Genomic DNA, 2,919 nt, shown 5'->3' with positions numbered 1-2,919 from the left:
CAGCTTAATCAAAAGATCAAAGCTGAAAAAAGTAAGATTGAACAAAACCTTGGCAAACAAATTATTAAAACATCAAATTTAGATTACGCCAGTTTATCTAATCAAAAGATTAAAGACCTCGCGCAAAAAATAGCAACGATTTTAAACCATGAACCAAATAACCAATTGTAATTAAGTGGTGATAATGATGGCTAATCAATATGAAAAACTAGTTGAGCAACAAGCGCGTTTAAAACAAGAAATTGAGCGAGAAGATTTTAAATTACGGCAATCTAAATACTACGAAAATCGGCAAGCCCGCAAAGCTCGTTCTCGCCGATTAATTCAAAAAGGGGCTTTGCTCGAAAAATACTTTCAAGCTGATAATTTATCGGTAGAACAAACCGAAGAACTTTTAAAAATATTTGCAGACTATGTTAATGCGCATAAACTGGATAAATTAAAAAACGATCAACCTAATAACTAGGCCGATCGTTTTTATTTTCAGGATTGTTTTTTGGCTTAATTTCTGGATTGTGTTTAGCAAAATCTTTTAACTGGTTTTGTGCACGACTGCTTATTTCTTGGTGTAGGTCATGTAACTGATATTTGAAATTATTAGAAGTTATTATTGGTAAATTTATATGTAGGCTACTAAAAATTTTATTAGGTCATTTTCTTCTTAGTTTTCTTGATTTTTTCTTCCATTTTTTTGATAATCTCTGCTAAATTTTTCTGCTGAGCAATTAGTTTTGCTTGGTGCTGATATAGAAAATCAATCCTTTGTGGAAGTGTTTTTGTGCCCACTCTTTTTAATTTTCCATATTCTTTGATTTGATTTAGTTCCATTTTAACGGCTTTTAATTGTTGAATAAAATAAAGCCATTCTAAATCATTTTCATCAAAAATTCGCTGGCCATTACTATCACGTTTTATTTTGCAGAGATCCTTTTTTTCATAAAAACGAATCGTATCTGCTGAAAGATGAGTTATTTTTGTGACTTCACCAATTTTGTAGGTTGTCAAAGCGATCGCCTCTTTTTAAATTTGACTTAGAGTATACTCCAAGTGATATGTTAGCACTATTCAAATAAATCAGCAGTTAAAAAAGTTTAAGGAGGCCTCTAATGCAAAAGGAAAAAAGAGTTTGGTTTATAACCGGTACTTCAACCGGTTTTGGTCGTCGATTAGTTGAACAATTAATTTCTGAGAATGAATTAGTTGTGGCTACGGCGCGAAACATTGATAAGATTTCTCGTTGGAAAAACGAACCTAATGTTTTGCTTGAAAAAGTTGATGTTACCGTCCCCACCCAAATCAAAAACGCCGTGCAAGCAGCTATCGACCGTTGGAAACGAATTGATATATTAGTTAATAACGCTGGTTGGTGATATTTTGGTTCTGTAGAAGAAAGTGAAGATAGAAAAATTCGCCAGATGATAGAAACCAATTTCTGGGGTGTTTCTAATACAACGCGCATCGTTTTGCCAATCATGAGAAGACAAAAATCTGGTTATATTATTAACCTTAGTTCTCTTGCTGGATTAGTTGGAACACCATCACTAGGATATTATGACGCCAGTAAACATGCCGTTGAAGGTCTAATGAAAACACTATTAAAAGAAGTTAAACCACTGGGGATTAATATTACCAATATTGAACCTGGTCCATTTCGAACTGACTGGGCTGGCAGATCTCATTTTTCTGCTCCACAAAAAATTTTTGATTATGACACAACAGCCCACAAGAGAACAAAAGCAATTGAAGATCTTGCGGGTCAGCAAAGTGGTTCACCTATCCTAGTCGCCAAAGCTATTTTTAAATTAAGTCAATTAAATAATCCACCTTTACATTTTGTAGCGGGCAAAGAGGCTTTTAAACGGGCTCAATCAGAAATAAAACAAGAAAGGGATGACTTTGATCATTTTAAAAATGATTCTATTCACCTTGATTTTGGTAACGAAAGTTACTGGGACTTTAAATAATTGTGCTCTTTGCTCTAAAAAAGGAGGGTAGCCATGCTATCATTTATCACTTTCACTTTTCTCGTGCTTGCTGGCATCGTTTCTGGGCTATTGGCCTCAATTGCCGGTTTGGCCTCACTGGCATCTTATCCCGCTTTGTTGTTGGTTGGTTTACCTCCGGTTTTAGCCAACGTAACCAACACAATTGCTTTGGTATTCGCCGGAATTGGTTCGACAATCTCTTCACTTAAAGAATTACATGGTCACTGGAAAAAAGTCCTTTTGTTTATTGTTTTATCCTTACTTGGAGGAATTGCCGGAAGTTTATTTTTGCTACTTGCCCCGGCCGCTTCTTTTGAAAAATCCGTGCCTTTCTTCGTTTTAACGGCTGGTATCTTGATTATTATATCTAGCTTTAGAAAAATAAAAACAAATACAGCCAAAAACAATAACAGATGGATCAGTTTACTTAGCTTAGTTGGTATCTTTTTAGCCGGAAGTTATGATGGTTATTTTGGTGCCGGTGGCGGTATTATATATCTGGCATTGCTTTCATTAGTAGTTAAAGATCGCTTTGTGACTGTTAATGCTATGAAAAACGTAATCGCTTCCGCGGCCAATTTAATTGCCACTATCATCTTTATATTTAAATTTAATATTGCCTGGTTGACGGTAATTCCCTTAGGCATTGGCCTTCTGGTTGGTGGCTATTTGGGTCCGATTATCATTCGACACAGCAATGTTCACTTTCTTCAAATCTTAATTGCTTTTGCTTCATTTGGACTAGCCGCTTATTTGTTTATCAAAACATATTTATAATTTTAAATAATGGTTGATTAAAGACCTTTAATATTAGCAAGAAAAACGTTGATTTCAAACTGATGTTTTTTTATTTGCCTTTATCTAAAAAGTAGGTATATCGTGTTTAATTAACCGATGATCTTGTTCAATCAAATTATTACGATATTTAGAACAT

At 34.5% G+C, this 2,919-nt stretch carries 3 protein-coding genes and 1 pseudogene; 3 read left to right on the top strand and 1 reads right to left on the bottom strand.

Annotated elements, in window-relative coordinates; genetic code table 11:
* Nucleotides 1-187 precede the first annotated feature (187 nt).
* A complete protein-coding gene (locus FD50_RS08635) occupies nucleotides 188-466 on the top strand; it encodes a hypothetical protein (RefSeq protein ID WP_056961164.1) in 279 nt (92 codons plus the stop codon).
* A gap of 179 nt (nucleotides 467-645) precedes the next feature.
* Here FD50_RS08635 and FD50_RS08630 read toward each other — a convergent pair whose 3' ends face one another.
* On the bottom strand, nucleotides 646-1,005 hold the full coding sequence (locus FD50_RS08630) for a MerR family transcriptional regulator (RefSeq protein ID WP_054757416.1): 360 nt from the start codon (nucleotides 1,003-1,005) through the stop codon (nucleotides 646-648).
* A gap of 101 nt (nucleotides 1,006-1,106) precedes the next feature.
* Here FD50_RS08630 and FD50_RS08625 point away from each other — a divergent pair.
* Both FD50_RS08625 and FD50_RS08620 read left to right on the top strand, forming a co-directional pair.
* Nucleotides 1,107-1,964, top strand: a pseudogene (locus FD50_RS08625) (SDR family NAD(P)-dependent oxidoreductase).
* Between the two features lie 33 nt (nucleotides 1,965-1,997).
* Nucleotides 1,998-2,762, top strand: coding sequence for a sulfite exporter TauE/SafE family protein (locus FD50_RS08620; RefSeq protein WP_056961163.1), 765 nt, complete (start codon nucleotides 1,998-2,000; stop codon nucleotides 2,760-2,762).
* Nucleotides 2,763-2,919 lie beyond the last annotated feature (157 nt).

Origin of the sequence: Liquorilactobacillus satsumensis DSM 16230 = JCM 12392 (genome assembly GCF_001435195.1) — a bacterium.
Classification (GTDB): Bacteria; Bacillota; Bacilli; order Lactobacillales; family Lactobacillaceae; genus Liquorilactobacillus; species Liquorilactobacillus satsumensis.
The sequence above is the reverse complement of the archived record's forward strand: the minus strand, read 5'-3'. Positions and strand labels throughout refer to the sequence as shown.

What these genes read in the sequence shown, in the direction of transcription:
- FD50_RS08635 (WP_056961164.1), top strand. Translation starts at nt 188, where the DNA reads ATGGCTAATCAATATGAAAAACTAGTTGAGCAACAAGCGCGTTTAAAA.
- FD50_RS08620 (WP_056961163.1), top strand. Translation starts at nt 1,998, where the DNA reads ATGCTATCATTTATCACTTTCACTTTTCTCGTGCTTGCTGGCATCGTT.